The following is a 24,500-nucleotide window of genomic DNA, read 5'->3' as shown; positions in this document are numbered from 1 at the left end:
AGGCGGATAAAGCTAACTGAGCCGGGCAAATTCAACCCAGCCGGGCAAATTCAACCCAGGCGGGTAAATCTGACTCAGGCGGGTAAGTCGCGGCGGCGGAGGCCGATCAGGCCGGCGCTGCCGATGACGGCGGTGATTGCCAGCAGGATGAGAAGCGGGCCGGGGGAGACGTGGCCGCCGGGCAGGGACGGGAGGTGGGTGAACGGTGAGATGTCGCGAACCCAGGCCGCGGTCGCGACGCCGGCACTGACCAGGCCGATCAGGATGCAGAGCGCGGGACCGGCCCACGACACCATCGACAGCTGCGGGACGAAGCCGAAGATCGCGATCGTGATCGCGGCGAGGACCCAGACCGCGGGCAGTTGGGCAAGCGCAGCCGCGACGAGCCGCGGCAGCTGCCCGCCGACATCGCCGATCGCGAGCCCGTACGCGATGCCCTCGGTGATTCCGGCCGCCAGCAGCGCGACCGCCGGACCGAGCAGGCTGAAGACCAGATGGCTCCCGGCCCATTGCCACCGGCTCGTCGCGGTCGCCAGTACCGGTTCGGCGCGCCCGCTGGTTTCCTCGGCCCGGAGCCGGAGCGTCGCCTGCACCGCGTACGCCGACGCGATCAGCCCGACCAAGGTCATCACCCCGGCGAGGAACGAGTCGATCAGCCCGGCCGCGCCACCCATCCGGCGGAAGATGTCCTGGATGGTCGCGTCGTCACGCATCATGTCGCCGACGCCCTTCGCGACCCCGCCGAACAGCAAGCCCAGCAAGGCGAATCCGGTCGTCCAGGCGAGCAGCAGTCCACGGTGCAGCCGCCAGGCAAGCGCGAGCGGCGACCCGAGAGTACCCTCCGCGGGACCTGGTTTGTCCGGGAGCAGTCCGGCGCCGACGTCCCGCCGTACGGAGAGAGCGATCGCGGCAGCAATCAGCGAAACGGTTGCCGCTAGCACGATCGCGCCGAGCCAGAGGCGGTTCTGGCCGTACGGGTGAATGCGCTGCGCCCAGCCGATCGGCGACAACCACGACAGCCAGGCGAGCGGTCCGTTGGTATGCGCACTGGTATCGCCGGCGGCCCGCAGTACGTACGCGGCGCCGAGGACACTGATCGCGATGCCCCGCGCCGTACCAGCGCTTGCGGTCAACTGCGCCGCGACCGCGCCGACCGCCGCGAACAGCCAACCGGTGCCCGCGTACTCGATGCCAAGAGCAACGGAACCGTCGAGCGGCAAGTTTTGGCTGTGCATGCCTAGGGCAACGAATACGCCGAGCACCAGGTTCGCCGCGAGCACCGTCGTCAATGCCGCGGCGAGCTGGGCGTGGCGTCCGATGACTGTTGCCCCGAGCAACTCGCGACGGCCGGTTTCCTCCTCGACCCGGGTGTGCCGGATCACGGTGAGCAAGCTGATCAGCCCGACCATCACCGGCACGAAGCCGAGTCGCCAGGTCACGAATTCACCCAGGCCGGAGCCGGACAGTTCGCCGTACAAGGTGATGAAGCCGGCGTTGCTCGCGTACTTGAGCCGGGAATCCGGGGTCGGGAACAGATCGCCGTACTGCTTGACGTAGCTGACCGAGATCGCCACCAGCAGCACGATCCACAACGGCATCACGATCCGGTCCCGGCGCAGGATCAACCGGATCAGGCCGCCCGTGCCGGACAGGGCTTTCATTGCGCGGCCTCGGGTTCGTACAACCGCAGGAACAGTTCCTCCAGCGACGGCGGCTGGCTCACCAGGCTCCGTACGCCGATGTCCGTCAGCCGGCGCAGCACCGGATTGATCTCGTCGGTGTCGACGTCGAACCGCACTCGGCCGTCGTCGATGCGGAAGTCGTGGACGCCGGTCAGCTGCGCCAGGCCGTCCATCGAGCCGACCAGCTCGGCCTGGATCGACGTCCGGGTCAGGTGCCGCAACTCTGACAACGTTCCGGTTTCCACGGCGCGGCCGGCCCGGATGATCGTGACCCTGTCGCACAGCGCCTCGACCTCGGACAAGATGTGGCTGGACAGCAGCACCGTACGCCCCTCGCGGTCGCTGATCTCCTGCACGACCTCACGGAAAACCTCCTCCATCAACGGATCCAGGCCCGACGTGGGTTCGTCCAGGAACAACAGCTCGACGTCCGACGCGAACGCCGCGACCAGCGCGACCTTCTGGCGATTACCCTTCGAGTACGCCCGGGCCTTCTTCCGCGGATCCAGATCGAACCGCTCCAGCAGCTCGGCCTTCCGCTTCTTGTCCACCCCGCCGCGCATCCGGCCGAGCAGATCGATCGCCTCGCCACCGGACAGATTCGGCCACAGCGTCACATCACCCGGCACGTACGCGAGCCGCCGGTGCAGATCCGTCGCATCCGCCCACGGATCACCGTCGAGCACCCGCGCCGTACCCCCGTCGGCCCGGGTCATCCCGAGCAGAATCCGGATCGTCGTCGTCTTCCCCGCGCCGTTCGGGCCGAGGAAACCGTGCACTTCACCGGTCCGTACCTCGAGGTCGAGACCGTTCAGGGCGTACGTCCGCCCGAACCGCTTGACCAGACCTTCCGTGCTGATCGCAGCCGGCATGATCACTTCTCCTGTTGGTTGAGCTTTTCGACCTGTTCCGGGGTGAGCAGCGGAATCGTGAAGACCTCCATCAGGGCCTGACCGATCCGGTTGTACCCCGCGGGTGTGGTGATGTCCTCGCCGATCGCCTTCGAGACCTGGTCCCGGAGAATGAACACGCTGAGCTTGATCGCGGCCAGCGCCGCCGCGTACCCCCGCGGGTCCTTCGGCTTGATGCCGTACCCCGCACTCCACTCCTCGACCGCGTCGACCCCCTGCAAGAACAACGCGGTCGCGGTCTCCGAACCGTCCATCATCGACCGCACCAGATACAGCTGCAGCGGAAACGCCACCGGATGCAGCGCGACCGGATCCAGCCCACTCACGCCCGCCTCAGCGCTGAGCTCCGCCCCGATCTGCAGCATCCGCTCCTTCGCGTACTGATCGCACGCCTCCCGCAACGCCTCCTTCGACCCGAAGTGATGCCGCACCAACCCCGACGAAACCCCCGCCGCCGCAGCAATATCCCGAATCGAGGCCCCCTCGATCCCCCGCTCCCCGAACAACCCGATCGCCGCGTCCCGAATCCGAGCCCGCGCCGTCAAATCCCCAACCGCCCGATCCATCCCCAACTCCTCTCCCTACACACAACAGCAAACTACTACACGATCGTGTAGTCAAGTCCTGGTTTGGTGACGTACGAGCAGGTGGTCGCCCGCGTACGTGTAGAGCAGCCCCGCGTACCTGTACAGCAGCCCCCGCGTGCTTCGCGGGGGCTCCCTTCGTCGCTCCGCTCCTCACCGCCCCGCTACGCCCGCTACCCACCCACCCCCGGCTCAGCGCCGATACACCTTTCCGGCTATCGCCGGGTCCTCCGGGCTGGCGCCGGGTCCTCCGGGCTGGCGCCGGGTTCTCCGGGCTGGCGCCGCGTCCTCCGGGCTGGCGCCCGTGCCTCCCGCTGTCGTGGGGTTCCGGCCTATCGCCCGACGTGCCGGCTATCGCCGGGATCTCCCGGCTACCGCCGGACGTGGCGGCTATCGCCGGCCCTCCGGCCGACCTCGCGTTCTCGGCGGGCCTCCTTCGTTGCTCCGCTCCTCACCGCCTCGCGACGCGGGCTAGCCACTCGCCCGGAAAGGCCCACCCCCGGTGCACCTTTCCGCGCACCGCCGGATCTCCCCGCTACCGCCGGTTTTTCCGCTACCGGATCTTCTCGCTACCGCCGGATCTCCCGGCTACCACCGGATGCCCCCTACCACCGGGAGGGCCGGGCGCCGGAACTGCAGCCGCCTGGACTGCCGCTACCGAGCTCGGACTTCGCTGTCGAGGGCGTTCCTACTCCCGGATCTCCCGTCTCCCTCACCAATCCACTTCCGCATCTCCAGGGCGGCTGACTCTCCACCACGTTGCCCCTCGAGCTGGTGGGTTGCCCCCTCAAAATCTGAGGGGGCAACCCTTCAACTGAGGGGCCAAGCCCTCGAGAGGGCGCCGCGGTGGACGCCAACCTTCAGGCCTCAGCGGCTCCACGTATGCGTGCAGCCGCCCCCGCGCACTTCGAGGGCCCTTTCGTCGCTCCGCTCCTCACCCCACCCCGCTCCCACCCCGCTACTCACCCGCCCGCGGCTCAGCGCCCGCATTTTCCGAGCAATCGCTGGACAGTCCGTCCGCCGCCGGGACAACCCCGTGCCGCCGAGCCAACCCCGATCCGGGCTCCAACGACACGTTCGCCTGGCGCGTGCTGCCTGATGTCGCGGGCTCGTTCGATGTGTACGCGTCCTGCCCGGTGCGCACCGACGCGACGACCGTGGCGACGTACACGATCAATTACTCCACCGGGTCGGCATGCGCACTTTGGTGCTGATATCCGCACGGCAGTGCGGATAGTTGGGTGAATGTCAAGTCAGAGGCGCGTGCGTTGGCCAATGATGGATGGCGTAGCGGTTACGTCTTCGGCCGGCGGCGCAGAAGGTGACCCGGGCGTGGGCCTTCGAACAGACGTTCCAGGTACCGGCCGGCGGCCGAGCTGGGCGGAGCGATGGGGTGTGGCCGATCGCGCGGTTGCGCTTAACCGCGGGGCGGCAGCCCACAACCTGCGGGCGACAGCCGGATGAAGCCGGCGATAGCCGAAAGGGATGCCGGCGCTGAGCCGGAGGGTGGGTGGGTAGCGGGCGTAGCGGGGGCGGTGAGGAGCGGAGCGACGAGGGGAGCTCCGTGAGGCACGCGGGGGCTGCAGGTCGTACGCGGGCCCAAAGCGTAAGAAGGTTACTGAAGTGTGACGAATCGCCGTAGATTGTTGACAGGATAGGGCTTGCTGGTGTGGTTTCTTCCAAACACCAACACAGTTGGGGAAGGGCGGGCCCATGCGGAAGTTGTTGGCGAGTCTGGCGGCGTTGTGTCTGGTGGCGGCGTTGCCGGGGCTGCCGGGGGTGGCGGGGACTGCGCGGGCTGCGGAGCCGGCGAAGAAGGTGATCAAGATCGGGGTCACGCAGTCGGTGGATTCGATGAACCCGTTTCTTGCTGTCCGGCTGGTGACCGGGTCGATTCAGCGGCTGATCTACGGGTTCCTGACGGTGCCGGATTCGAAGACGCTGCAGCCGAGCCCGGATCTGGCCGAGTCGTGGACGACGTCGCCGGACGGGCTGACCTGGACGTTCAAGATCCGGCAGGCGAAGTGGTCGGACGGGCAGCCGATCACGGCGGACGACGCGGCCTGGACGTTCAACAAGATGATGACCGACGACGGCGCGAAGACCGGGAACGGGCCGGCGGTGGAGAACTTCCAGAGCGTGTCCGCGAACGGGCAGGAGCTGACCATCAAGCTCAAGACCCCGCAGGCGTCGATGCTGGACAACCCGGTGCCGATCATGCCGAAGCATGTCTGGGAGAAGGTCAAGGACATCTCCAAGTTCGACGGCGAGGTGTACCCGACGGTCGGCAGCGGCCCGTACATCGCGGTCGAGCACAAGAAGGACCAGTTCGTACGGCTGGAGGCGAACCCGGATTACTGGCGTGGACGCCCGAAGATCGACGAGCTGCAGATGATCTTCTACGACAACCCGGCCGCGTCGATCGTCGGTTTGAAGAAGGGTGACATCGACCTGATCGGGCGGCTGAATCCGCCGGACTTCGAGTCGCTGAAGGGCGATGACAACATCGTCCAGTGGAACACCCAGGGCCGCCGCGCGACGTACCTGCAGATCAATCATGGTGCGACGACCAGCGACAACAAGCCGATCGGTGACGGGCATCCGGCGTTGAAGGATCCGCGGGTACGAACCGCGCTGCACTACGCGATCGACAAGCAGAAACTGGTCGACGAGGTCCAGGGCGGGCTGGCGAAACCGGCCGACGGATCGATCATTCCGCCGCTGTACAAGGACTTCTTCTGGGAAGCCACCGGTGACCAGAAGATCGGCTTCGATCTCGCGAAGGCGAACAAGATCCTCGACGACGCCGGGTACAAGAAGGGCCCGGACGGCGTCCGCACGATGCCGGACGGCTCGCGGAAACTGCAGTTCCGGTTCAGCATTCACACCGATACGCCGATCGAGGACAAGCTGGCCGAGTACCTGACCGGCTGGTTCAAGGAAATCGGGATCACGCTGACGACGAAGCGGCTGGACTCCAGCAAGTTCACCGAGGAGACGGGTACGACGGCACTGTTCGACATCGCGATCAGCGGCTGGTCGGTGAACCCGGATCCGGAGGAGGTCCTCGGTACGCATCTGTGCAGCCGCCGGCCGACCGCCTCCGGCCAAGGTGGTGGCACCGAGTCGTTCTACTGCGACCCGACGTACGAGAGCCTCTACCAGCAGCAGCAGAAGGAACTCGACCGGACCAAGCGCGCCGACATCATCAAGAAGATGGAGGAGCGCCTGTACACGGATGCGCCGGTGATCGCGCTGTACTACCCGAACGACCTCGAGGGGTACCGCAAGGACCGGATCGCCAGCATCACGCCGATCCCCGAGGACAAGGGCCTCCTGTACGGGGGCTCCGGGTACTGGCCGTTCTACACGGTGCAAGCGGTGACGAACGACGCCAAGGCGAGTGACAGCGGCGGATCGAACGGCGGCCTGATCGCGGGAATCGCGGCCGGTGTGGTCGTGCTGGCGATCGGCGGGTTCTTCCTGACCCGGCGTCGGCGCGGTGCCGCTGACGAGCGCGAATGACGGTCCCGGACGTCGGCGCCGTCGAGGCGCTGGAGGAGACCCCGGCCCGCCACGGTCTGCTGCGCTACGCGGCGACCAAGGCGGGCGGGGCCCTGCTCAGCATTGCGATGGTGATCGTCGCGACGTTCTTTCTGTTCCGGTTGTTGCCGGGTGACCCGGTCCGGGCGCTCGCGCAGGGCCGGAACATGACGCCGGAGCAGCTTGATCTGGAGCGCGCGCGGCTCGGCCTGGACAAGCCGATTCCCGAGCAGTTCCTGCATTTCCTCGGACAGACCCTCCGGTTCGATCTGGGTGACTCGTACGAGTACAAGCGTCCGGTCGTCGATCTGATCAGTGAACGGATCGGATCGACGCTGCTGCTGACCGGGACCGCGCTGGTGATGGCGGTCGGGCTGGGTCTGTGGCAGGGCGCGCGGGCCGGTTGGAAGCCGGGCAGCCGGTTCGACAAGATCTCGACCGCGATTTCGCTCGTGCTCTGGTCGGTGCCGACGTTCTGGCTCGGACTCTTGCTGCTGATGGTGTTCGCGGCCGGCATCGGTCCGATCCCGGGGATCTTCCCGACGCGGGGCAGTTCGAGCGTCGACAAACCGGACGGTTTCGCCGGCGTGCTCGATGTCGGCGAGCACATGGTGCTGCCGTGCCTGACGCTGGTCGCGGTCGTGTACGCCCAGTACTTGCTGGTGATGCGCTCCTCGGTGATCGACGAGATCGGCCAGGACTACATCACCACCGCGCGGGCGAAGGGGCTTCGCGACGACGAAGTACGCCGGAAGCACGCCGTACCGAATGCGCTGCTGCCGACAGTGACGTTGGTGTTCATGCGGATCGGGTTCGTGGTCGGAGGCGCCGTGACGGTGGAGGCGATCTTCAGCTGGCCGGGACTCGGGCAGCTGTTCTACGAGGCGATCCGGGTGCCGGACTTCACCTTGATGCAAGGCACCTTCCTGCTGATCACGGTGTCGGTGATCGTGATGAACACGCTCGCGGACGTGATCTACCACTTCCTTGATCCACGAGTGAGGTCGGCATGAGTACGGTCGCGTGGACGCGCCGCCGGCGCGCGGTCGGCCGGTTCTGGGCCGACTTCCGGACCCGCCGGGCCGGGGTCGCCGGGCTGGTGATCCTGCTGGTCGCGGTCGTCCTGGCGCTGATCGCACCGCTCTTCATCGACGCGGGCGTGACCAACGTGGTGTCCGGGACGGGCGCGAAGATGGCGCCGCCGAGCCTGGATCATCCGCTCGGGACCGATGAGTCCGGGCGGTCGGTGCTGCTGATGATCTGGTGGGGTTCGCGGACCTCATTGCTGATCGGGTTCCTGGCCGCGCTGCTAAGCATGGTGATCGGGACCGTATTCGGGATCGCGGCAGGGCATTTCCGCGGCTGGGTCGGCGCGGTGATCCTGCGCGTGACCGACTGGTTCCTGGTCCTGCCGTCGCTTGTCACTGCCCTGGTTCTGGCGGCGATCCTGGGCGGTTCGACGGCAACGATCATCGTCGCGATCGGCGTCACGTCCTGGCCTTCGACGGCACGGCTGATCCGGGCGCAAACCTTGGCCGTGGAAGCGCGCCCGTACATCGAACGGTCGCAGGCACTTGGGGCCGGGCACTGGCACATCACGACGCGGCACGTACTGCCGAACGTCGCACCGTTGCTGTTGGCAAGTACCACGCTGGAAGTGGCGAGTGCGATCGTGACCGAGTCGACGCTGGCGTTCCTGGGCGTGAGCGCGAACAAGACCTCGTGGGGCACGATGCTGCGCGGTTCGTACGACTGGGGCGCGGCTACTGCCGGTGCCTGGTGGTACATCCTGATTCCCGGTCTGTGCATCGTGACCGTGGTGATGGCCTTCACCTTGTGTGGAAGGGCTCTGGAGACAGTGTTGAATCCCCGGCTGCGGACAAGGGCGGTGTGATGCTGTCACTCGAAGAGCTCTCGGTCACTTACAAGATCGGGTCCGGCGACGTGCCCGCCGTACGCGGAGTGTCGCTGTCGCTGGCGGCCGGGGAGGCGGTTGGGCTGGCCGGTGAGTCCGGGTCGGGGAAGTCCTCGGTCGCGCTCGCGCTGCTGCGGTTGTTGCCCCGATCCGCTCACGTCACCGGGCGCGTACTGCTGGATGGCGAGGATGTTCTGGCGATGAAGTGGGGCCGGTTGCGGGCGGTGCGGTGGTCCGCGGCGTCGATCGTCTTCCAGGGTGCGCAGCACGGGCTCAATCCGGTCCGGCGGATCGGTGAACAGATCGCGGAACCGTTGCTCGTACACAAGTTGGCGTCCGGTACGGCGGCCGATGCGCGGGTGCGGGAACTGCTGGAACAGGTCGGACTGCCGGCTTGGCGGGCGCGCAGTTATCCACATGAGTTGAGTGGTGGCCAACGGCAACGAGTGATGATCGCGATGGCACTTGCTTGCTCACCGCAACTGATCATCGCGGACGAGCCGACGACTGCCCTCGACCTCATGGTGCAGGCGCAAGTCCTGACGTTGATCCGGCAGTTGATCGCCGATCATGGCATCTCGCTGTTGATGATTTCGCACGACTTGTCCGTACTCGCCGATGTCTGCGATCGGTTGGCGGTGATGTACGCGGGCCGGCTGGTGGAGCATGGTCCGTCGTCCGGAACGTTCGCGCATCCCTACAGTCAGGCGCTTTCCGACGCGTTTCCGACGGTGGGCGACCCCGCATCCCGGCTGGCGCCGCGCGGCCTGGCGGGTGATCCGCCGGACCCGCAGCAGTTGCCCGGCGGGTGTTCGTTCCATCCGCGCTGCCCGGTGGCGATGGACACTTGTGACACCGTGCAGATCGAGCTGCGGCCGGCGGGCGCCGATCGGCATGCGGCCTGCGTACGAGTGGGGGAGTGACGATGCTCGAAGCAACTGATCTCGCGGTCGAGTTCCCCGGCCGGTCCGGGCGTCGCGCGCGGGCGGTCGACGGCGTCAACCTGTCCGTGGGCGCCGGCGAAATCGTCGCCCTGGTTGGCGAATCCGGCTGCGGCAAGACCACGCTCGCCCGTACGCTCCTCGGCCTCGAACGCCCGGTGGCCGGACAAGTTCGGTACGACGGTACGCCGCTGAGCTACTCCGGGCGGGCGTTGCGTGCATTCCGCCGGCAGGTGCAACTCGTACTGCAGGATCCGATGGGATCGTTGAACCCGCGCCACACCGTGTACGAAGCGGTTGCCGAAGGCCCGCGAATCCACGGGCTGCCGGACGAGGAGAAGGTGGTGGCGACCGCGCTCGCGCAGGCGGGTTTGCGGCCGCCGGAACGGTTCTTCCACCGGTTTCCGCATGAGCTGTCCGGTGGTCAGCGGCAGCGGGTCGTGATCGCCGGGGCGCTTGCCCTGAGCCCCAAAGTGCTCATCGCCGACGAACCTGTCGCATCGCTGGATGCGTCGGTGCGAGGCGAGATCCTGGCGTTGATGCTGCGGTTGCGCGACGAGTTGGGGTTGTCCGCGCTGGTCGTCACGCACGATCTGGGGCTGGCCTGGAACATTGCCGATCGGGTCGCGGTGATGTACCTCGGGCGCATCGTCGAATCGGGTCCGACCGAGGACGTGCTGACCGCGCCGCAGCACCCGTACACGCAGGCGCTGCTGTCTGTGCTGCCTGAGTCGCCGGAGCGGATCATTCTGACCGGGGAGCCGCCGGACCCGACGCGGATTCCGGCTGGTTGCCGGTTCCATCCGCGCTGCCAACTGGTTGCGGCCGGCCACGGTACCGACGCGTGCACCAGCAGCCCGCTGGCGATCCTGCCGGCTATCGATACTCCGCAGGTTGCCTGTCACGTGGCGGCCGGCAAAGTTTCGGCTCTTGACAATAGTTAACAAGTTCTAGAACTATTGCGGCATGGCGGAAGATCAGGTCGACCGGTTCTTCGAGGTGCTGGCGGACCCGACCCGGCGGCAGGTGGTGCAGCTGCTCGGTGAAGGTCCGCGGCGCGCGGGGCAGCTGGCCGCGGCGACCGGTGCGTCGTCGCCCGCGATGAGCCGGCACTTGAAGCTGCTGCTCGCGGCCGGCCTGATCGCCGACGAGCGGGTTCCCGACGACGCCCGCGTCCGCCTGTTCCGGCTGAATCCCGAGCCGGTCGTCGCCGTGCAGGCCTGGCTCGACCAGGTCCAGGCGCACTGGCGCGACCAGCTGAGCTCGTTCCAGCGCCACGTCGAGCAGCGTGCTGCCGATCAGGCGGCTGCGAACGATTCGACCCGAGGGAGTTCCGATGACTGAACCGTCCGCGCGTGCGTCCGTACAGGTCGCGGTGGACCCGGCGACCGCGTTCCAGGTGTTCACCGAGGAAATCGACCTGTGGTGGTTGCGCAATCCGATCAACTTCTTCGACTCCGGGCGGGTGACCGCGATGCGGATCGAGCCCGGGGTCGGCGGGCGCGTGCTCGAGGTGTACTCGGGCGACGACGCGCTCGAACTCGCAAAGATCACCGACTGGGAGCCTGGTACGCGGCTCGGCTACCGGAGCTCGGTCGACGACACTGCTACCCAGGTGGATTTCGAGGCAGTCGACGGTGGTACGCGGGTGACTGTGGTGCAGTCGCTGGTGGTGGATGACGGACGCGCGTTCTACTTCTGGCCGCGGGTGCTGCGCTGGCTGCCCGGGTGGGTCGATCGGCGGGGGACCGCTGACAACCAGCTGCGCGAGCTCGACCGGCTCTCAGTAGGCCTGTACTACGACGACCCGGCCGCCGCGGCGCGCTGGCTGCACGAGGTCTTCGGCCTCGGCTCCTGGGACACCCTGCCCGCCGAAGGCACCACACCATCGTGGATCGAGCTGCACGCCGGTTCGGTCGCCATCCTGCTGTTCAAGCGCACCGAAGCCCGCCCCACCGCCGTCGACCACAACATCTGGGTCTACGTGGACGATCTCGATGCACACTTCGCTCAGGCCCAGTCCGGCGGTGCGAAGATCCTGACCGACATCCACTCCCACGGCTACCGCTGCTACGAGGCAGAGGACCTGGAAGGCCACCCGTGGACCTTCGCCCAAGCCCGCCCGACGATGGTCTGATGCCAACGGACAACCCGCCGGCTTCCGCGCCGCCGTCTGTTGCCCAGGCCGGGCAGCAGACGGCGGAGGTGCCGTTGGCTGGTGGGCGGCTCACCCCGGGAGTAGTACGGGTCGGCGACACCGTTCGCCGCCCAGCACACCCCTTCACCGCTGACCTCCTGCGCGTACTCGCAGAGTCCGGCTTCACCGCTGCCCCGCAGTACCTCGGCCGCGACGACTCCGGCCGCGACATCCTCACGTACCTGCACGGCACCGTCCCGTCCAGCTACCAGCGCTGGCAGGACAACCAGATCGCCGCAGCAGCCACCCTTCTCCGCGGCTTCCACAACGCGACCCGCGGCACGCACCTGACCGCCGGCCAACCGGTGGTCTGCCACCACGACCCTGCCCCCTCGAACTTCGTCTTCGTGAACGACCTACCAACCGGCCTGTTCGACTTCGACCTGGCCGCACCTGGTGATCCGCTGGAAGACCTGGGGTACGCCGCCTGGACCTGGTGCATCGCCTCCAAGCACGCCGACCCGCTCCGCCAGGCCCATCAAGTGCGCGTACTGGCAGACGCGTACGGCCTGACCGCCGCGCAGCGTGCGCAACTGATCTCAGCCACCCTGGCACGCCAACTGCTCAACGTGGGCTTCTGGTCACAGCGCACAGCGGCTGGAACAGAGGTGGCTGAGCGCATCGCCTGGTCGCGGCGGGAGCACGCGTTTGTGGTGGCTCATAGGGCCGTGTTTGAGGCTGCGCTCGGTTAGAGGCGGCCGGCCTTCTTCAAGGCGAGGTAGGTGTCGGCCAGTGCGGGAGCGATCTGAGCGGGTGGCTCGTCTACTACGGTGACGCCGGCTCGGGTGAGGGTGGCGGTCAGGCGTTCGCGGTCCAGGCGGGTGCGGGCGGCGGACGCGGCGGAGTAGACCTCCAGCAGGTCGGTGCGGGTGGCTTCTAGTTCGGTTAGGCGGGGGTCGGAGACCGAGGCCAGGAGTACCACGTGGCGCCGCAGCAGTGGGCCGATGACCGGTAGCAGGGACTCTTCGATTGCGGCGGGGTCCAGGCCGGTGAGCAGGACGACCAGGGAGCGTTGGCCTAGGCGTTCCAGGACCTGAGAGACAACGATGCGGAAGTCTGTCTGGACCAGCTCCGCCTCCACGTTGGCCAGGGCGTTCACGAAGGACGGTAGGACGTCCTCCGGCGCGGGGCGGCGTACGTCGGCCCGTACCGCGGAATCGCACGCCAGCAACGACACCCGGTCCCCAGCGCGGGTAGCCAGCGCGGCCAGCAGTAGCGCGGCGTCCATCGCGTGGTCGAGTCGCGGCGCGTCACCGACCCGCCCTGCCGACAGGCGCCCGGAGTCGATCACGATGGCGACCTGGCGGTCCCGTTCCGGTCGCCAGGTGCGCAGTACGACGTTCCCGCGCCGAGCCGTCGCCCGCCAGTCGATGCTGCGTACGTCATCCCCAGGTACGTAATCCCGCAGCGAATCGAACTCAGTGCCCTGCCCGCGCACCAGCAGCGCCGTACGCCCGTCCAGCTCGCGCAACCGTGCCAATCGCGACGGCAGGTGCTTCCGGCTGTTGAACGGTGGCAACGCCCGCACGGTCCACGGAACCTGGTGCGACCCCTGCCTGCCCGCGAACCCCAGCGGACCGATGGAGCGTACGGTCACCCGCACCGCCTGCCGATCGCCCCGCCGGGTCGGAACGAGATGAGTCACCAACCGCCGCCGCTCACCGGACGGCAGATCCAGCTTGTGCGGCGGATCGAGTACCCCAGCCGACGGCGGCCAGGCGTCCCGCAGCAACCCACGCACCCGCCTGCCCGGGTTGGTGACCAGCAGCTGCACAACAGCCTGCTCACCGAGCCGTACGGCGTTGTCACCGTCCCGGCTGAACTGGAGCCGCCGCGGCGACCCAGCCAGCAGCAGGTCGACCACGCACACCAGCAGCACAACAGCAACAACCAGCCCGATCCCAGCCCAGGACGGCATGGCCAGCGCGACAAAGACCACGCCGGCCGCAGCCAGTACTGCCGCTCGCCCTGTCAGCACCATCAGCGTGGTACCGGGACTGTCGCCAGCACGCTCTCCAGAACCGCGTCCGCGCTGACACCTTCCAGCTCGGCCTCCGGTCGTACCTGGACTCGATGCCGAAGGCAAGGACGTGCCATCGCCTTCACATCATCAGGAATCACGTAGTCCCGCCCGGACAACCAGGCCCAGGCCCGCGACACCGCCAGCAGGGCAGTGGCACCACGCGGCGACACACCGAGCTGCAAGGACGGCGACTGCCGGGTGGCGCGGCACAGGTCCACCACGTACGCCAGGACGTCGTCCCGGACCGCAACCCGGCGTACGGCGTTCTGCCCCGCCTCCAGATCCTCCGGCCCGGCAACCGGGCGCAATCCGGCAGCAGCCAGGTCCCGCGGGTCGAAGCCCTGCGCATGCCGGGCGAGCACTGCGATCTCGGCGTCCCGCGGCGGGATGTCCAGCGTCACCTTGAGCAGGAACCGGTCCAGTTGAGCCTCCGGCAAGGGGTACGTTCCCTCGTACTCCACCGGGTTCTGCGTAGCCGCCACCACGAACGGCACCGGCAGCTTGCGCGGCTCGCCGTCCACAGTGACCTGACGCTCCTCCATTGCCTCCAGCAACGCGGCCTGTGTCTTCGGAGGCGTCCGGTTGATCTCGTCGGCCAGCAGGATGTTGGTGAACACCGGACCCGGCCGGAACTCGAACTCGCTCGTCTTGGCGTCGTACACGAGTGATCCGGTGACGTCACCAGGCATCAGGTCCGGGGTGAACTGCACCCGCTTGGTGTTCAGTCGCATCGCCATCGACAGTGCGCGCACCATCAGCGTCTTCGCCGTACCCGGGACGCCCTCCAGCAGTACATGGCCGCGGCAGAGCAGTGCGAGCACCAGTGCGGTCACCGCGGTGTCCTGGCCGACCACCGCCTTGCCGATCTCGGTCCGCAGCGCCACCAGCGCCTGCCGGGCCTGCTCCGCGGTGACCTCGGTAGTCGTCACGGGTGTCGTACCTCCTGCGTCAGTACGTCGAGTTGCTGGGACAAGGACATCAGTGCGGCGTCGGACTGCGGTGGCAGGCCGTAGAGCAGTTCGTACAGCATGGCTGGGTCTCGTCCGGTTCTGGCGGCCACTGTGGCAACTACGGCCGTCGGATGGGATCGCCGCGGGATGCCATGCGCCTTGTGGAGCTGGCCGAGCGCCGACTCGCGCAGCGCCGCCGCGGCCCGGTCGCGAGCCTGGGAGCGGCGGTAGAGCCGTGCACGCCCCTCCGTGGTCTCGGAAGCATGCACGATCACCGGCAACCGCTCCGCAACCACAGGACCGAGCCGCCGGCCCCGCCAGATCGCCACGACCAGTACGGCGAACGCTAGCGCCCACGCGATGTACCGGACGTCCGGTGGGATCAGCGGCGGCGCGTCCTTGTCCGCCGGACCGCTACTTGCCGACTCGAGCTGCGGCAGGTACCAGGTGAGGTCCCCATGCGTACCGATCAGGTTGAGCGCCAGCGCCGCGTTGCCGTCCTTCGCGAGCTCCCCGTTGGTGAAGGACGTCGGCGTACCGATCACGTCGACGATCCGCCCACCAAGGTCCAGCCGTACGACCGTGCTGTTGATGCCGTCGCCGTAGCAGGCAGTCGCATCGGACGGCGCGCTGTAGGTTGCTCCGCTGACAGTGACCGTCCCAGCCTTGACGGCCGCCGGCAGGTCACAGCCGGCCTCGCGGCTGCGTTCCGTCAGCACATCACCAGTCGCTTGCACCCCAGGCGCCAGCACGCTCAGCGCCTGGCTACCGGGGCGTACGAGCACCAGGTGGCTCCATCCCGCGTTGGCGATCTGCTGCCAGTCGCCATGTTCCAGCGACCCACCTGGACCGATAAGCAACGTCTTGCCGTCTCCTGGCTGCTGCGCATCGTCCAGCGTCTCAGTGCTGTGTACGGACACGTTGTGGTTCTTCAACAGCGTGGCAAGCGCCCGTGCCCCGTTCGAGTCAGTGGAGTCCGGGCTGAACGGTCCAGAAGTCCGCGCCGACGTAGCGATCAGAAGGCCGATGGCGGCCAACACAATCAGAGCGGTGACAAGCAGCGGCGTACGCAACGCCCGCCAGCTCTCCGCAGTGCTCCGTCCGACCGGCGTACTCATACAGTCACCCGCGCTGTCCGGGCCGCATCATCAGCAGCAACAACAACCGAGTACCGCTCCGGGGTGCCCGGGCGGTTGCCGTAGACAACCTCCGTGAACACCAGTGCGGCCGGTTGCAACGGCTCCCGCAGTACGGGCGCTGCCCGCGACGCATCCGCGACCACCTCGTACGCAGTGCGTCCAGCGCGCTCGTCCAGTACGGTCCGCTCGGTCAACTCGGCTACACAAGCACGGAACCGGCTGCGGATCGCCAGCGCGTACTCTCCGGACGCAGCCTCCCGCTCGGCCAGCGAACGGTACTGCGCGGCGCTCTGCGGACGTGCAGTGTCGAAAACGGCCTGTGACGTCGCTTTGCGGCTGGTCCGCAGGACACCGGCCCGCCAGAGCACCACAACCGTGATGAGCACGAGCAGGCCGATCAGCATCGCCAGGCCGGCATGGCCGTTGGGCGACGTGCCAGTGAGACTGTCCAGCAAGTCGCGGATCCAGTCCATCACCTTGGCGAGCGCCTTCTCGATCAGTGAGCCACCGGACTCCCGGTACGCCGACTTGGAGAGCTCCTTGGCCGCCTCCTGAGCGGCCTGGTCACGGTCGATGTCGACCGGAGGCTCCTGCAGGAAACTGATCACACCGGCCCCTCGGACCGCAGGGCCGGCCGCATCCACAGGTCGAGACCCTCCCGGCGAACCCGCAGGTCCAGGTAGATCAGCGCCTGCACCGCGGACATGAAGGCCAGGCTGGCGATCAGAGTCATCACCGTCGCGATACCGACCGCCGCACCGAGCACAATCGCCGCCACCGTGCCGCCAGTGCTCTCACCGGCGCCCGCCCACGAGCCGACCGTGATCAGCAAGGTGCTTGCGCCGAACTGCAGGGCGTACCCGACGATGTTGACCACCAGTCCGCCGAACAGCAGGATGCCGAATACCCGCCAGAACTTGCCGCGTACCAACTGCCAGGACCGGCGCAGCGCACCCCAAATACCCACTCGGACGGGGATGTACAGGCCGATGTCCGGTGCATGCCGCCCCTCCATCAGGACGACCGTGCCGGCAAGCACCAGGCGGATCCCGAAGATCAGCACCAGTACGCCGCCGAGCAGCGTCATTCCCAGCGCGACCGCGCCGGCGGCCTCGGAGGACACCACTGCATCCGCGCCGGTGCCGAGGCCGAGCATGGCCAGCCCCCAGCCACCGATCAGCAGCATGAACGACAACGACTGCACCAAACCGACAGCGGCAAGCGAGGGCAGCGCCGGACGGACCAGTCGCATCAGCTCCTGCGGACCGACCCGGTTGGCCAATTGAGTGCGTACGGCTGCCAGAGCGATGATTCCGGCCAGCATGCTCGACACCACCGAGAAGAGCACCAGCTGCACGCCGTACGTGAGCAGCAACGCCGCACCGGCCTGCTCGAACGGGCTGTCCGACTCGAAGAACCCACCGAGCCCACCCGGCACCGCCACCTCGGTCAGCGCGGCCTGGATCGCGACCAGGGCGATCCCGGCCAGCACCGGCAGACCGAGCATGATGGTCTTGTTGTCGGAGATGGTCCGGGCGGCGTTGTCGAGCAGGTCGGCGGGCAGCCAGGGCCGCAGCGGTTCGCTCGCGACGTCGTCGTGCAGCATCATGTTCTGGTCGGCCACTGCGGACCTCCTCTCCGGGTGACGAGTTGTGGTGGACCCCGAGCGTGCACCATGATCCCCGGATGATCACAGCCCAACCTGGGGTCACACGGCGATCCGGCGTGTGCACTACCGCGGGAATGGGACACTATCCGTAGTGCGTACGGCCTGGCACCTGCCGGGCGCACACCGATCGGTCGGCAAGCGGACGGCAAGGAGCTAGGGCGTGGCAGACGGTAACCGGACGATGCGGGGCCGCATTCTCATCGTCGACGACGACACCGCGTTGTCGGAGATGCTCAGCATCGTGCTGCGCAACGAGGGGTACGACACCTATCTGTGCGCGACCGGTGACAAAGCGGTACCGGCGTTCCGGGAGTTCAAGCCCGATCTGCTGCTGCTCGACCTGATGCTGCCCGGGATGGACGGGATCGACGTCTGCCGCGCGATCCGGGCCGAGTCCGGCGTGCCGATCGTGATGCTGACCGCCAAGAGCGACACCGTGGACGTGGTGCTCGGGCTGGAGTCGGGTGCCGACGACTACGTGGTGAAGCCGTTCAAGCCGAAGGAGCTGGTGGCCCGGATCCGGGCCCGGCTGCGGCGGATGGACGAGCCCGGTCCGGAGTCGCTGACCATCGGCGACCTGACCATCGACGTGGCCGGCCACTCGGTGAAGCGGGCCGGCGAGACGATCCAGCTGACGCCGCTGGAGTTCGACCTGCTGGTCTGCCTGGCGTCGAAGCCCTGGCAGGTGTTCACCCGCGAGGTGCTGCTGGAGCAGGTCTGGGGGTACCGGCACGCCGCCGACACCCGGCTGGTGAACGTGCACGTCCAGCGGCTGCGCTCCAAGATCGAGAAGGACCCTGAGCACCCGGAGATCGTCGTGACCGTCCGTGGTGTCGGATACAAGGCTGGTGCGGACTGATCGAGTACGGACGCGGCCAAGAGTCGCAGGCTGCCACCGGCACCGCCGACGACCCCGTCGTGGTGCCGGGTGACCAGCCCATCGGCCAGTCCGGTGGGACGGCGCAGCCGACGGCACCGCCCGAGCAGGAGGTGGCCGAGTCCCGCGGGACGGAACTGGAACTGACCGCCGCCGCGGCGGATTGGGCTGCCCAGCCGAAGCCACTCTGGCGGACGCACCCCAAGCACTGGCCGGACCACTGGCGCCGTTCCATCCAGGCCCGGATCGTCACCGGCACGCTGCTGATGTCGACGCTGGTCCTGATCCTGGTCGGCTGGGTGATGATGAGCCAGGTCACCGACGGTGTCCTGGAGTCCCGGCGTACCAGCGCACAGGCCGAGGTACGGGCGCAGCTCGCGCAGTTGAGCAGCACCATCGACGCGGCCGACCGCAGCACCATCAACCAGCAGCTGTCCGAGCTGGTCCTCGGTACGAACCGCCCGGGACTGTATGACGTGCTGCTCGTTCCGACCGACCAGGCGGCGTCCAACGCGATCCGCTACACCGGACTGGTCGACAGCGACTCCATCCCGCAGGCGCTGACCTCGTCGGTGATGAGCGACGGCTCCAAGCTGTACGACACGTACACCAAGATCAACTACCGGGAAGCGCCCAGTGTCCCGGGGCTGGTGATCGGTTCACAGATCCGGATCAACTCCACCGGCGACCGGTATGCCATCTACTTCCTGTTCCCGCTCACCGGTCAGCAGGAGACGCTGGATGTGGTCCAGCGCGCGCTGGTGACCGCTGGGCTGTTGCTGATCGTCCTGCTCGGCGCAGTGGCCTGGCTGGTCACCCGGCAGGTCGTGACACCGGTCCGGATGGCCAGGCGGATCGCTGAGCGGCTCGCGGCCGGCAAGCTCGAGGAGCGGATGCAGGTACGCGGCACAGATGACCTGGCCCGGCTGGCGGTGTCGTTCAACAAGATGGCCTCCAACCTGCAACGCCAGATCCGCCGGCTGGAGGAGTTGTCCCGCTTGCAGCGCCGGTTCGTCTCGGACGTTTCCCATGAGCTGCGGACGCCGCTGACCACCGTACGCATGGCTGCTGACCTGCTGCACGAGAGTCGCGACCAGTTCGACCCGATCAGCCGCCGCTCGGTCGAGCTGTTGCAGAACGAGCTCAACCGATTCGAGGAGCTGCTGGCCGACCTGCTGGAGATCAGCAGGTTCGACGCCGGTGCCGCCGCGCTCGACCTGGAGGACGTGGACCTGCGGGACATCGTCACCCGGGTGCTGGAGAACCACGAGACGCTCCTGGAGCGGAAGGGCTGTCCGGTCGAGCTGGACATGCCGGCGCCGTGCCGGGCCAAGGTGGACTCGCGCCGGATCGAGCGCATCCTGCGGAACCTGATCGGCAACGCCATCGAGCACAGTGAGGGCCAGCCGATCCGGATCAGCACGGCGTACGACGACGATGCCGCCGCGGTCGCTGTCCGCGACCATGGGGTCGGCTTCCGGGCGGAGGAGGCCGAGATGGTGTTCAGCCGGTTCTGGCGGGCCGATCCGGCCCGGGCCCGGACCACGGGCGGCACCGGACTCGGTCTGTCCATCGCACTCGAGGACGCCCGGCTGCACGGTGGCCGGCTGGACGCCTGGGGCTCACCGGGCGACGGCGCGTACTTCCGGCTGACGCTGCCGCGCCGCCCGGACGTCGCCCTGACCGGATCGCCGCTGCCGCCACGCCCGGCCGACGCGACTCGGGTCGTGACCGAGCTGGTCGACGTCGGCGCGCCGTACCAGAAGCTGAACGGTGGTACGGATCGGTGAAGCGCGTTCTGCCTTTCGTACTCCTGGCCGCCCTCTTGCTGGGTGGCTGCGCGACCGTACCGACGCAGGGCACCATCCGCAGCGGTGACCGGCAGGGCATCGCGCCGGACTTGGGCGGCGTCGGCGTCGAGGCGAAACCACCCAGGCCGAACGTGGACGAGCTCTCCCTGGTCAGCGGCTTCCTGGAGGCCATGTCCGACTCCCAGGCGTACGACGTGGCCCGCCAGTACATGACCTCGGACGCGGCCGCGAAGTGGCAGCCGGAAGCACAGACGATCGTGTACGACCAGACGCCCGACTCGCTCACCCGTAAGGGCGACGGGATCCAGCTGACCGCCCGCAAGATCGCCACCATCGGTCCGCGCGGCGAGTGGATTCCGGCGCCCGCGAACGCCCGCGCCGACTTCTTCTTCAAGCTGAAGAAGGTGGAGAACCAGTTCCGCGTCGACTCGGTGCCGCCGGGTGCGTACCTGGGCAGCAACCAGGTCGACTTGAAGCTCGCTCCGCGGGACCTGTACTTCTTCAACCCGACCCGGGACATGCTGGTGCCGGACCCGGTCTACTTGCCGGTGAACCTCTCCCAGGGCCAGGCGGCCACCCAGCTCGTCCAGGAGCTGCTGAAGGGCCCTACCGGCCGGCTGGGCAACGGAGTGGTCTCGCTGGCACCGCCTGGCACTGAGGTGCAGGTGTCGGTGCCGACCGAGTTCGGTGTGGCCACCGTGGCGCTGAACGACGCCGCCAGTGGGCTCAGGGACCAGGACCGGCGGCTGCTCGCCGCACAGATCGTCTGGACCCTCAACCAGATCAATGTGCGCGCCAAGATCACCGTCGGCGGCGCACCGCTGCTCCCGGACGATCCGGACGTGCTGCCGTTCACCAGCTTCAGTCAGTTCGACCCGCAGGTACCAGGAGCGGCGCTGACCAAGCTGTTCGGGCTCCGGGAGAAGCGGATCCAGCGGATCGTCGGTCTGGACGGAGCGTCGGACATCGCCTCCCAGCCGCTGAACGGCGGGCCGCTGTGGGCGCACCCGGCCGAGTCGTTCGCCGTCACGCTGCGCGGTGATGCCGGCGCGATCGTGACCAGTGACAAGAAGCAGGTCCTGTACGGGGTGCTGGACACGTCCGACAAGAACAAGGATGCGGTCTCGGTGAAGGTCGACGGGGACACGCTGACACCGAGCTTCGACAACCAGGACAACCTGTGGATCCTGGACCGTGCGAACGACGAGCATCCACGCCTGCAGGTCCGCGAACACGACGGCAAGCTCACGCCGGTGACCGTGGACTTCGGTGGGGACACCCCGGTGTCATTCCGGATCGCTCCGGACGGTGTCCGGGCGCTGCTGGTCATGCACTCGCGGACCACCGACCAGAACTACGTACAGACCGCCACGGTGCAGACCAAGGACGGTGGCAAGCAGATGCTGCTGACCGAGTTCCGTCCGCTCCAGCTGGCGCTGACCAGCATCAGTGACGCCGCCTGGAACAAGCAGGGCATCCTGGTGATCGGAGCGAGCAGCAAGGTCAGCAACTCGGCCCGCCAGGCCTGGCTGGTGAACACCGACGGTTCCAGCCTGCAGTTGCTGCCCGGCTCCAGCCCGGACTTCCGCCCAGAGCATGTCGCCTCGAACCCGAACAAGGACACCCTCCCGGTGATCCAGGACGACACCGGGCAGATCCACTGGCTCAGCAAGGACCTGCTCTGGGTGAGCATGGACTCCGACGGCGCGGGCGCCGCGATCACGCCCACGTACCCGGGCTGACGGTTGTCCACAGGCTCGCGGCAGCGGGCTTGTGTGGACGCACCGCACTCGGCGATCGTGGTGCGGTGCCGGCCCGGGACGTGTTCGTGGATCTCGTCCTGGGTGGCCGATGCGCGGGGTGCGAGCGGCCGGGCGTGACTCTCTGTACTGGTTGCCGTCGGCTACTGGCCGAGGCGACTCCGTTCCGTGCATGGCCCGACCCACGGCCACCGCGGCTCGCCCCGCCAACGGCCGCCGGGGTGTACGGTGCTGAGCTCCGGGGCATGATCATCGCCCACAAGGAGCACGCGCGGTACGGGCTTGCCAGGCCGCTTGGGCAACTGCTGGCGACAGCGGTGCGAACGGCGCTGGGAGACCGGCGCGCCGGCTGGCTGTGTCCGGTGCCGTCGCCCCGGGCAACTGTTCGGCAGCGCGGCCACGACCCGCTCCGGCGGCTGACCGCGGTCGCGGTCAAATCCCTGCGCAGACAGGGAATCGACGTACGCGCGGCCGACGCGCTTCGGGTGATCCGGCGGCCCGAGGACCAGGCCGGCCTGTCCGCGGCGGCCCGCGCGGCCAACCTGGACGGCGTTTTCGGGCTGCGTTCGCGCTGGGCTGAAACACTGATCGATCAGCCGGTCCTGCTGGTCGACGACGTGATCACCACCGGTTCCACGCTCAGCGAGGCGGGCCGGGCCTTGGAATCCGGCGGGATCCGGGTCCTCGGCGGTGCCGTCCTGGCCGCGACCGCGCGGCATCGGGCGTCTGGTTCATGAGAACTTCCCTACCGGTTTTCGCCGAAGCCGACTAGCGTTGGCCTATGACACCCGCTAGGGCTTGTCGGGCAGTGGAGTGGTGGAGGACCGGATCAGCCGGATTCCTCGCCACCAGGTCCGATGGGTTCGACAGCGGGTGTTCTGGTTTCGGGCACCGTCACCATCAGCACGGGGGTCCGGACAGGTAAAAGAAGTCGCCGATCGATGGAGGTTTCCGTGGACGTCGTTGTCAAGGGTCATCACTGCGAGGTCAGTGACCGCTTCCGGCAGTACGTCGAGGAAAAACTCGAGCGGATCGAGAAGGTCGATCACCGGGTACTGCGGTGCGAGGTGGAAGTCAGCCAGGAAAAGAACCCGCGACAGCACGATCGGGCGATGCGCGTAGAGCTCACCATGTACACCAAGGGTCCGGTGGTCCGCGCGGAGGCGTGCGGGGAGACCAAGCAGGCGGCGTTCGACGTCTGCCTGGACCGGCTCCGGTCCCAGGTCCGCAAGGCGGCCGACCGGCGTCGCGTACACGGTGGGCGGACGCCGGAAGGCCTACGGCATCTGAACGCCAAGCAGCCGCTCAACGGCACCGCACCGGTAGTGGAGGAACCAGTCGCCGAGGACGAGGTGGCGACACACAAGTACGGATCGCTCACGGTCACCGGCGACGGTCCGCTGGTGATGCGCGAGAAGACCCACACCGCCAAGCCGATGACCATTGACCAGGCGCTCTACGAGCTGGAGCTGGTCGGGCACGACTTCTACTTGTTCGTCGATGCCGACGAGAACCAGCCGAGCGTGGTGTACCGCCGTCGCGGTTACGACTACGGCGTGATCCGGCTGGCCGTCTAGTACCTCGGGAGGAGCAAGCGAAAGGGCCGGGCGAGCTGCCCGGCCCTTTCGTCACACCTGGCGCGAGCTAGCCGATCTGCTGCTGGAGCTCAGTGGCGTACGTGGCTACCTGCGCGTACACGCCCGGGTTGCCGGCGTCCGCGCAGCCGACGCCCCAGGAGACGACGCCGAACAGCCGGCCGTTCAGTACCAGCGGGCCGCCGGAGTCACCCTGGCAGGAGTCCTTGCCGCCCTGCTCGTAGCCGGCGCAGATCTCGCCGTCTGCGGTGTAGCCCTCGCTCGCGTACGCCTTCTGGCAGTACGCGTCGCCCAGGACCGGCACGGCCACCTTCTGGAATGTGTCCTCCGGGCCGGTGCCTTCGGTGGAACCCCACCCGTACACGACCGAGGCCGCACCGGCCTTGTCGACCGCCTTGTCGGTCTCCAGCGCCAGCGTGGCCACGCCCTCGAACGGCGTCGCCAGCGTCATCACCGCGACGTCGTGCGCGGACGACTTGCCGTACTGCGGGTCCACCCAGATGCTGCTGATCTTGGACACCTTGCCGCCCGTCTGGGTCAGCACGTCCCGGCCCTGGATCGCGGTGTACGTGGACGCCGCCTCCTGTGCGCAGTGGGCCGCGGTGACGATCTTGTTCGCCTTGACCAGGGTCGAACCGCACCACTGACCACTCGGCGACGGCGAGCCGCTGTTGTTCAGCGCGACGGCCCAAGGCGCGTCGGCGGTGTGGGCGATGGTGCCGCCGACGATCCGGTTCACCGGCCCACCCGGGTGCTGCGCCGCCGACGCCGACCCGGACAACGCCACCGCGCCAATCGACGCCACAGTCAGGACACCGGCCGCCAGGGCAGCACGGATCACATGCATCTTTGCTGTCATGCCTCACTCCAGGGAAATAGGGGCCGCACGGGCGGACGGCCTCC

22 protein-coding genes are annotated in these 24,500 nt (G+C 68.0%); 13 read left to right on the top strand and 9 right to left on the bottom strand.

The genetic code is table 11. The annotated features are described in order from the left end of the window. Positions 1–74 precede the first annotated feature (74 nt). The 3 genes from ABD260_RS18825 to ABD260_RS18815 are packed head-to-tail and all read right to left on the bottom strand — an operon-like array spanning position 75 to position 3,159. The gene (locus tag ABD260_RS18825) at positions 75–1,661 is read right to left on the bottom strand and encodes an ABC transporter permease (RefSeq protein ID WP_344234897.1); all 1,587 of its coding nucleotides are present in this window, start codon (positions 1,659–1,661) and stop codon (positions 75–77) included. Beyond that, positions 1,658–2,554 (bottom strand): ABC transporter ATP-binding protein, encoded by an 897-nt coding sequence (locus ABD260_RS18820; RefSeq protein WP_344234896.1) that lies wholly within the window; start codon positions 2,552–2,554, stop codon positions 1,658–1,660. The genes ABD260_RS18825 and ABD260_RS18820 overlap by 4 nt, the downstream gene beginning before the upstream one ends. A 2-nt stretch (positions 2,555–2,556) precedes the next feature. Further along, positions 2,557–3,159, bottom strand: a complete 603-nt coding sequence (locus tag ABD260_RS18815; RefSeq protein WP_344234895.1) for a TetR/AcrR family transcriptional regulator — start codon at positions 3,157–3,159, stop codon at positions 2,557–2,559. A 1,731-nt stretch (positions 3,160–4,890) separates the two neighbouring features. Here ABD260_RS18815 and ABD260_RS18810 point away from each other — a divergent pair. The 8 genes from ABD260_RS18810 to ABD260_RS18775 are packed head-to-tail and all read left to right on the top strand — an operon-like array spanning position 4,891 to position 12,465. After that, positions 4,891–6,702, top strand: coding sequence for an ABC transporter substrate-binding protein (locus tag ABD260_RS18810; RefSeq protein ID WP_344234894.1), 1,812 nt, complete (start codon positions 4,891–4,893; stop codon positions 6,700–6,702). Then, positions 6,699–7,733 (top strand): ABC transporter permease, encoded by a 1,035-nt coding sequence (locus ABD260_RS18805; RefSeq protein ID WP_344234893.1) that lies wholly within the window; start codon positions 6,699–6,701, stop codon positions 7,731–7,733. The genes ABD260_RS18810 and ABD260_RS18805 overlap by 4 nt, the downstream gene beginning before the upstream one ends. Next, on the top strand, positions 7,730–8,614 hold the full coding sequence (locus ABD260_RS18800; protein WP_344234892.1) for an ABC transporter permease: 885 nt from the start codon (positions 7,730–7,732) through the stop codon (positions 8,612–8,614). The genes ABD260_RS18805 and ABD260_RS18800 overlap by 4 nt, the downstream gene beginning before the upstream one ends. Next, entirely contained in the window at positions 8,614–9,558 is a 945-nt protein-coding gene (locus ABD260_RS18795) for an ABC transporter ATP-binding protein (RefSeq protein WP_344234891.1), read from the top strand. The genes ABD260_RS18800 and ABD260_RS18795 overlap by 1 nt, the downstream gene beginning before the upstream one ends. A 2-nt stretch (positions 9,559–9,560) precedes the next feature. After that, positions 9,561–10,520: an ABC transporter ATP-binding protein gene (locus tag ABD260_RS18790; protein WP_344234890.1), complete on the top strand. Its 960-nt coding sequence runs from the start codon at positions 9,561–9,563 to the stop codon at positions 10,518–10,520. Positions 10,521–10,542: 22 nt separating this feature from the next. After that, on the top strand, positions 10,543–10,920 hold the full coding sequence (locus tag ABD260_RS18785; protein ID WP_344234889.1) for an ArsR/SmtB family transcription factor: 378 nt from the start codon (positions 10,543–10,545) through the stop codon (positions 10,918–10,920). Beyond that, the gene (locus ABD260_RS18780; protein ID WP_344234888.1) at positions 10,913–11,713 is read left to right on the top strand and encodes a VOC family protein; all 801 of its coding nucleotides are present in this window, start codon (positions 10,913–10,915) and stop codon (positions 11,711–11,713) included. Before ABD260_RS18785 ends, ABD260_RS18780 begins: the two co-directional genes overlap by 8 nt. Then, positions 11,713–12,465 carry a phosphotransferase gene (locus ABD260_RS18775; protein WP_344234887.1) on the top strand — a complete coding sequence of 251 codons (753 nt, stop codon included), beginning with the start codon at positions 11,713–11,715 and terminating at the stop codon, positions 12,463–12,465. Before ABD260_RS18780 ends, ABD260_RS18775 begins: the two co-directional genes overlap by 1 nt. Here the strand turns inward: ABD260_RS18775 and ABD260_RS18770 are convergent. Genes ABD260_RS18770 through ABD260_RS18750 form a run of 5 tightly spaced genes read right to left on the bottom strand, consistent with a single transcriptional unit; the run spans position 12,462 to position 17,509 of the window. Further along, positions 12,462–13,754, bottom strand: a complete 1,293-nt coding sequence (locus ABD260_RS18770) for a DUF58 domain-containing protein (protein WP_344234886.1) — start codon at positions 13,752–13,754, stop codon at positions 12,462–12,464. The genes ABD260_RS18775 and ABD260_RS18770 overlap by 4 nt on opposite strands. Further along, positions 13,754–14,725 (bottom strand): AAA family ATPase, encoded by a 972-nt coding sequence (locus tag ABD260_RS18765; RefSeq protein ID WP_344234885.1) that lies wholly within the window; start codon positions 14,723–14,725, stop codon positions 13,754–13,756. Before ABD260_RS18765 ends, ABD260_RS18770 begins: the two co-directional genes overlap by 1 nt. Beyond that, positions 14,722–15,864, bottom strand: a complete 1,143-nt coding sequence (locus ABD260_RS18760; protein ID WP_344234884.1) for a DUF4350 domain-containing protein — start codon at positions 15,862–15,864, stop codon at positions 14,722–14,724. The genes ABD260_RS18765 and ABD260_RS18760 overlap by 4 nt, the downstream gene beginning before the upstream one ends. Beyond that, positions 15,861–16,493 carry a DUF4129 domain-containing protein gene (locus ABD260_RS18755; RefSeq protein WP_344234883.1) on the bottom strand — a complete coding sequence of 211 codons (633 nt, stop codon included), beginning with the start codon at positions 16,491–16,493 and terminating at the stop codon, positions 15,861–15,863. The genes ABD260_RS18760 and ABD260_RS18755 overlap by 4 nt, the downstream gene beginning before the upstream one ends. After that, entirely contained in the window at positions 16,490–17,509 is a 1,020-nt protein-coding gene (locus tag ABD260_RS18750; RefSeq protein ID WP_344234882.1) for a hypothetical protein, read from the bottom strand. Before ABD260_RS18750 ends, ABD260_RS18755 begins: the two co-directional genes overlap by 4 nt. A 226-nt stretch (positions 17,510–17,735) precedes the next feature. Between ABD260_RS18750 and mtrA the strand changes: the two genes are divergently transcribed. The 5 genes from mtrA to hpf all read left to right on the top strand — a co-directional run bounded on the left by mtrA (position 17,736) and on the right by hpf (position 23,579). After that, entirely contained in the window at positions 17,736–18,413 is a 678-nt protein-coding gene (gene mtrA, locus ABD260_RS18745; RefSeq protein ID WP_141859693.1) for an MtrAB system response regulator MtrA, read from the top strand. 59 nt (positions 18,414–18,472) lie between these two features. Further along, a complete protein-coding gene (mtrB, locus tag ABD260_RS18740) occupies positions 18,473–20,221 on the top strand; it encodes an MtrAB system histidine kinase MtrB (RefSeq protein ID WP_344234881.1) in 1,749 nt (582 codons plus the stop codon). Further along, positions 20,218–21,984 (top strand): LpqB family beta-propeller domain-containing protein, encoded by a 1,767-nt coding sequence (locus tag ABD260_RS18735; protein WP_344234880.1) that lies wholly within the window; start codon positions 20,218–20,220, stop codon positions 21,982–21,984. Before mtrB ends, ABD260_RS18735 begins: the two co-directional genes overlap by 4 nt. Positions 21,985–22,247: 263 nt before the next feature. Beyond that, positions 22,248–22,739, top strand: a complete 492-nt coding sequence (locus ABD260_RS18730) for a ComF family protein (protein WP_344234879.1) — start codon at positions 22,248–22,250, stop codon at positions 22,737–22,739. 216 nt (positions 22,740–22,955) lie between these two features. Then, positions 22,956–23,579: a ribosome hibernation-promoting factor, HPF/YfiA family gene (gene hpf / locus ABD260_RS18725; protein WP_344234878.1), complete on the top strand. Its 624-nt coding sequence runs from the start codon at positions 22,956–22,958 to the stop codon at positions 23,577–23,579. Positions 23,580–23,646: 67 nt separating this feature from the next. On the opposite strand, the gene ABD260_RS18720 is transcribed toward hpf, so the two are convergent. After that, positions 23,647–24,456: a S1 family peptidase gene (locus ABD260_RS18720; RefSeq protein ID WP_344234877.1), complete on the bottom strand. Its 810-nt coding sequence runs from the start codon at positions 24,454–24,456 to the stop codon at positions 23,647–23,649. Positions 24,457–24,500 lie beyond the last annotated feature (44 nt).

The organism is Kribbella hippodromi (assembly GCF_039531045.1).
Classification (GTDB): Bacteria; Actinomycetota; Actinomycetes; order Propionibacteriales; family Kribbellaceae; genus Kribbella; species Kribbella hippodromi.
Note: the sequence above shows the minus strand (reverse complement) of the source record. Positions and strands in the feature narration are given on the sequence as shown.

Coding starts and splice junctions, on each gene's coding strand:
- ABD260_RS18720 (WP_344234877.1), bottom strand. CDS start 24,456: ATGACAGCAAAGATGCATGTGATCCGTGCTGCCCTGGCGGCCGGTGTC.
- ABD260_RS18815 (WP_344234895.1), bottom strand. CDS start 3,159: ATGGATCGGGCGGTTGGGGATTTGACGGCGCGGGCTCGGATTCGGGAC.
- ABD260_RS18790 (WP_344234890.1), top strand. CDS start 9,561: ATGCTCGAAGCAACTGATCTCGCGGTCGAGTTCCCCGGCCGGTCCGGG.
- ABD260_RS18770 (WP_344234886.1), bottom strand. CDS start 13,754: ATGGTGCTGACAGGGCGAGCGGCAGTACTGGCTGCGGCCGGCGTGGTC.
- mtrA (WP_141859693.1), top strand. CDS start 17,736: ATGCGGGGCCGCATTCTCATCGTCGACGACGACACCGCGTTGTCGGAG.
- ABD260_RS18780 (WP_344234888.1), top strand. CDS start 10,913: ATGACTGAACCGTCCGCGCGTGCGTCCGTACAGGTCGCGGTGGACCCG.
- ABD260_RS18785 (WP_344234889.1), top strand. CDS start 10,543: ATGGCGGAAGATCAGGTCGACCGGTTCTTCGAGGTGCTGGCGGACCCG.
- ABD260_RS18800 (WP_344234892.1), top strand. CDS start 7,730: ATGAGTACGGTCGCGTGGACGCGCCGCCGGCGCGCGGTCGGCCGGTTC.
- ABD260_RS18795 (WP_344234891.1), top strand. CDS start 8,614: ATGCTGTCACTCGAAGAGCTCTCGGTCACTTACAAGATCGGGTCCGGC.
- ABD260_RS18810 (WP_344234894.1), top strand. CDS start 4,891: ATGCGGAAGTTGTTGGCGAGTCTGGCGGCGTTGTGTCTGGTGGCGGCG.
- ABD260_RS18760 (WP_344234884.1), bottom strand. CDS start 15,864: ATGAGTACGCCGGTCGGACGGAGCACTGCGGAGAGCTGGCGGGCGTTG.
- ABD260_RS18775 (WP_344234887.1), top strand. CDS start 11,713: ATGCCAACGGACAACCCGCCGGCTTCCGCGCCGCCGTCTGTTGCCCAG.
- ABD260_RS18805 (WP_344234893.1), top strand. CDS start 6,699: ATGACGGTCCCGGACGTCGGCGCCGTCGAGGCGCTGGAGGAGACCCCG.
- ABD260_RS18820 (WP_344234896.1), bottom strand. CDS start 2,554: ATGCCGGCTGCGATCAGCACGGAAGGTCTGGTCAAGCGGTTCGGGCGG.
- ABD260_RS18730 (WP_344234879.1), top strand. CDS start 22,248: ATGATCATCGCCCACAAGGAGCACGCGCGGTACGGGCTTGCCAGGCCG.
- ABD260_RS18825 (WP_344234897.1), bottom strand. CDS start 1,661: ATGAAAGCCCTGTCCGGCACGGGCGGCCTGATCCGGTTGATCCTGCGC.